Raw genomic sequence first — 3,993 nt, 5'->3', positions numbered from 1 at the left:
CGAGCGCCGCACCGCCGCGCCCGGCGAGCCCGCCGCCGTCGCCGCCCCGCGCGTCACCGTCCGGCCGGTGCCGACCGTGCTGGTCGGCGCGGTCGGCGGACTGGTGGTCGGCATCACCTCGGTCGGCTCCGGTTCGCTGATCATCGTGGCGCTGCTGGCGCTGTACCCGACGCTCAAGGCCAACCAGCTCGTCGGCACCGACCTGCTGCAGGCGGTCCCGCTGGTGTTCGCCGCCGCCCTCGGCCACCTGCTGTTCGGCGACTTCCACCTGGAGGTCACCGCGGCGCTGCTGGTCGGGTCCGTCCCCGGCGTCTACCTGGGATCGCGGATCTCCTCGCGCGCGCCGGGCGGCCTGATCCGCCGGGCGCTGGCGTTCGTCCTCGTCGCGTCCGCGCTGAAGATGTTCGGCCTGGGCCCCGAGGCCATGGCCTGGACGCTCGTCGGCCTGGCCGCGGCGGGCGCCGGGGCGTGGCCGCTCCTGCGGCGCCGCCACGGCCTGCCCGCCCTCGGCTTCGCCGACCGGCGCGCGCGGGCGCCGCGGCCCGAGCCGCAGGCCCCCGCGGCCGCCCCGGCGGGCAGGCGCTGACGGCGGCCGGTCAGCGGGAGCCGGTGAGAAGCGCCCGCAGCGCGGTGCTGGACGTGTGCACCGTGTACGGGAAATAGACGACCCGGACGCCCACGGCGGCGAGGTCGGCTTCGAGCTTGTCGCCCTTGGGGGTGCCCTTCCAGTCGTCGCCCTTGAACAGCACGTCGAAGCGCAGCCGCTCCCACATGACCACCTTGTCGGCGGACACGTCGGTGACGACCTCGTCGACGCAGCTCATGGAGCCGACGATCGCCATCCGCTCGGCGTGCGGGACGATCGGGGCGCGCCCCTTGACCTGCTCCAGCACCTCGTCGGTGACCACGCCCGCGATGAGGTGGTCGCACTCGGCGCGGGCCCGCCGGAGGATGTTGAGGTGCCCGATGTGGAACATGTCGTACGCGCCGGGCACGTACCCGACCACGCCCGCGCGCCGGCTCACCGGCGCACCCCGGTGTCCACCGCGGGCGCGGCGGACGCCCCGGCGGACGGCGCGGCGTCCAGCCCGGCGACCTCGCGGAACCACTTCACCGAGGCGGCGAGCAGGAACAGCGCGTTCCCGGCGAACAGCAGCGCGTAGACCGGCGCGAACACGCTCGGGAAGCCGAGCAGCAGGAACGCCACGCACAGCAGCCCGTAGTCGGTGGGGACCACCAGCAGCGACCGCAGCGTCGACGGCGCCGCCGGGGCGGGCGCCGGACCGGTGCGGCGGGCCCGCGCCAGCAGATCCTTCAGGATCATGCCGAAGAACATCACCGCGGCCACGATGGTGAACCCCAGCGGCACCAGCAGCCAGGCGGGGTCGTCCAAGTCGTGGAAGCGGTACCACGACACCAGCACGGCCGAGTGCAGCGAGGAGATCTTCGCCGCGTCCACCATGTGGTCCAGGTACTCGCCGGACGCCGAGCCGCCGCCGCGCAGCCGGGCCAGCTGGCCGTCGGCGGAATCGAAGGCGTACCCGACGACCAGCGCCAGGCACACCGCCGCCCCCAGCCACGGCGCGGGCTCGACCAGCGCGATCAGGGCGATGCCGGTGAAGGTGAAGCACGCGCTGATCGCGGTGACCTGGTTGGGCGTCAGGCCGAGCACGTACGAGACGGCCGCCAGGACGCGGCCCAGCTTGCGGTTGACGAACCGGGAGTAGGCCGGGGCGCCCTTGGCGCTCTTCTGCTTGGACGCCAGCCGGTGCAGCGCCGCGCGGAACCCGACGGGCGCGGCGGCGGGGTTCTGGACGGGCTGCGCGCTCACGCGACCCGCCCCCCGGCCTCCGGCAGCGTCCCGGACGCGGCCGCCCCGGCGCGGGCGCGGCGGACGCGTTCGCGCAGCACCGGGCTGCTCGTCTCGACCACCTCGGCGAACCGCACCACGCGCACGCCGGTGCCGGCGAGCTCGCGTTCGGCGGCCTCCGGCAGGGTCGAGTCGGCGCCGGCGAACACCACGTCGAAGCCGACGGCGTCCCGGACGGGCAGCAGCGCGGCGTCCTCCAGCGCGACCACGTCGTCGACGTGGCGCACGTTGGCGACGATCTCCATGCGCTCCAGCAGCGGCACCAGCGGCGGCACGCCGTGCAGGCGCTCGGCCAGCTCGTCCGCGCACACCCCGACGACGAGCCGGTCGCACAGCTCCGCCGAGCGCCGCAGGACGTCCAGGTGACCGACGTGGAAGAGGTCGAAGACCCCCGACGTGAAGCCGATCACCCCGTGCATGCAGCCCCCTCGCCCCTGATCGCGGGCCCGCGGCGACGTCCGTCCTGGAACGCAAGTACGCTAGCAGCTCTTTGCTCGCCCGTTGTCGCAGTTCTATGTATTGCTTCCATGGCGTTCACCTGGTGTTTTTTCACGTCGTCCTGAGGTGCGCCGCGTGCTGTTCGGACGGCGCGGCGGCCGTCGGCGACGCGGCTTCGGCGGGCGGATCAGCGGGGGAAGCAGCGGGGGGATCAGCGGGGCGGTCAGCGGGGGGATCGCCGCGGCGCAGCATCCGCCACAGCAGCGCCGCCGACACGGCGCCGCCGGCGCCGAGGCAGAACGGGGCGATCGAGGCCGCCCGCGCGTCCAATGCGAGCAGCGCCGCCAGCACCGCCAGCCCGACCAGGCTCTCCACCCCGCGGATGGCGAACACCGACCGGGACCGCTTGCGGGCGGTGGCCAGGCTCGCCAGCGGCAGCGTGCACGCGAAGCACACGGCGTACACGCCCCACCCGACCACGGCCGTCCCGTCCACGGAGAACGAGCCGCCGGTCACCATCGGGCCCAGCGGGCCCGCCAGCAGGATCCCGGCGAGGCTCATCACCAGCGCGATCCCCGCCATCAGCGCGCACGCGCGCACCGCCTGCCGGGACCGCATGGGCCGGCCCTCGCGCTCGGCCTTGGCGAAGTCGCCCAGCAGGAACCAGCCCGCCCCGTTGACGAACGTCAACGCGGGGGCGAGCAGCAGCCGCCCCGCCTCCACCGCGGCCAACGCGGCGGTGGACGCGAAACCGGCGATCATCATGCGGGCGACCAGCAGCGCGGTCGGGCGGATGGCCGCCTGGATCGACCGCCACCACGCGAACGCGGCGATCTCGCGGAACGCCGTGCCGCGCAGCGGCGCGAGGGAGTACTCCTCGGCGGGCAGCCGCACCAGCGCCAGCAGGATCGAGAAGGCGCAGCCCTGGCACATCGCGCCGAGCAGCAGGTCCAGCGTCGCGCCGCCCTCGAGGGTCTGCCACAGCGCGAGCACGCCCAGCGTGACGACCAGGTAGGAGCAGTCGTTGAGCGCCAGGCGCCAGAACTCCATCCGCGCCGTGAAGATCCGGCGGCAGGTCTCGTTCGTCAGCCACAGCGCCACCAGCAGCGCGAACAGGGCCGTGCCGGAGGCGTCCGCGAGGCCCATCGCCACCGAGATCACCGCGCCGACCGCGGCGCCCGCCGCGACGGTGCCCGCGACCGACAGCAGCAGCGCGCCGCGCACCCGCGGGTCGAACCGGTCGAAGACGGTCAGGGTGTCGCCCACCCACGCCGTCTGCACCGCCGTGATCATGACGAGGACGGCGGTGAACAGCGCGTACGCGCCGTAGCCGTCGGCGCCGAGGCCGCGGGCGGCCAGCGCCTGCACGACGAGGCTGCCGCCCGCGGTGACGAACTGGACCGTGACCGCGCCGCCCGCGGACGACAGCAGCCGTCCGACCTTGCCCGCGACGCGGCCCGCTGCGGCGCGGCTCACCTGTCGAGGTCGTAGCGCATCAGGGTGGACTCGCTCTTCCCGGAGCCGGCCTCCTTGGCCAGGTCGTCGAGGGAGAACGAGTCCTCCGCGGTGCGGCCCGGGTCGCCGGAGCCGTCGCGGCCGCCGCCCCACAGCTCCGGCGGCAGCTCGGCGCCCTTCGCGCGGTCGGCGTCGGCGGCGCCGTCGGCGCGCTTGCCCGCGGCGGACGC

6 protein-coding genes are annotated in these 3,993 nt (G+C 75.0%); 1 reads left to right on the top strand and 5 read right to left on the bottom strand.

Annotation, left to right across the window (positions count from 1 at the left end):
- Positions 1 to 586, top strand: a 586-nt coding sequence (locus AR3_RS28680) for a sulfite exporter TauE/SafE family protein (RefSeq protein ID WP_157406828.1), incomplete at its 5' end; no start/stop codon positions are given.
- A gap of 10 nt (positions 587 to 596) precedes the next feature.
- Here AR3_RS28680 and AR3_RS28675 read toward each other — a convergent pair.
- The 5 genes from AR3_RS28675 to AR3_RS31395 all read right to left on the bottom strand — a co-directional run.
- Positions 597 to 1,025: an FAD synthase family protein gene (locus AR3_RS28675; RefSeq protein ID WP_083952244.1), complete on the bottom strand. Its 429-nt coding sequence runs from the start codon at positions 1,023 to 1,025 to the stop codon at positions 597 to 599.
- Positions 1,022 to 1,831 (bottom strand): CDP-alcohol phosphatidyltransferase family protein, encoded by an 810-nt coding sequence (locus AR3_RS28670; protein ID WP_067918721.1) that lies wholly within the window; start codon positions 1,829 to 1,831, stop codon positions 1,022 to 1,024. The genes AR3_RS28675 and AR3_RS28670 overlap by 4 nt, the downstream gene beginning before the upstream one ends.
- Positions 1,828 to 2,289 carry an FAD synthase family protein gene (locus AR3_RS28665; protein ID WP_067918719.1) on the bottom strand — a complete coding sequence of 154 codons (462 nt, stop codon included), beginning with the start codon at positions 2,287 to 2,289 and terminating at the stop codon, positions 1,828 to 1,830. Before AR3_RS28665 ends, AR3_RS28670 begins: the two co-directional genes overlap by 4 nt.
- 130 nt (positions 2,290 to 2,419) lie before the next feature.
- Entirely contained in the window at positions 2,420 to 3,784 is a 1,365-nt protein-coding gene (locus AR3_RS28660; protein ID WP_067918717.1) for a lipopolysaccharide biosynthesis protein, read from the bottom strand.
- A partial coding sequence (locus AR3_RS31395) for a hypothetical protein (RefSeq protein WP_169803917.1) occupies positions 3,781 to 3,993 on the bottom strand: 213 nt, incomplete at its 5' end. The genes AR3_RS28660 and AR3_RS31395, both read right to left, overlap by 4 nt.

The organism is Actinomadura rubrobrunea NBRC 15275 (assembly GCF_001552235.1).
Taxonomy (GTDB): domain Bacteria; phylum Actinomycetota; class Actinomycetes; order Streptosporangiales; family Streptosporangiaceae; genus Spirillospora; species Spirillospora viridilutea.
Note: the sequence above shows the minus strand (reverse complement) of the source record. Positions and strands in the feature narration are given on the sequence as shown.

Excerpts from the sequence above, each read along its gene's own strand:
- AR3_RS28665 (WP_067918719.1), bottom strand. The coding sequence starts at position 2,289 with ATGCACGGGGTGATCGGCTTCACGTCGGGGGTCTTCGACCTCTTCCAC.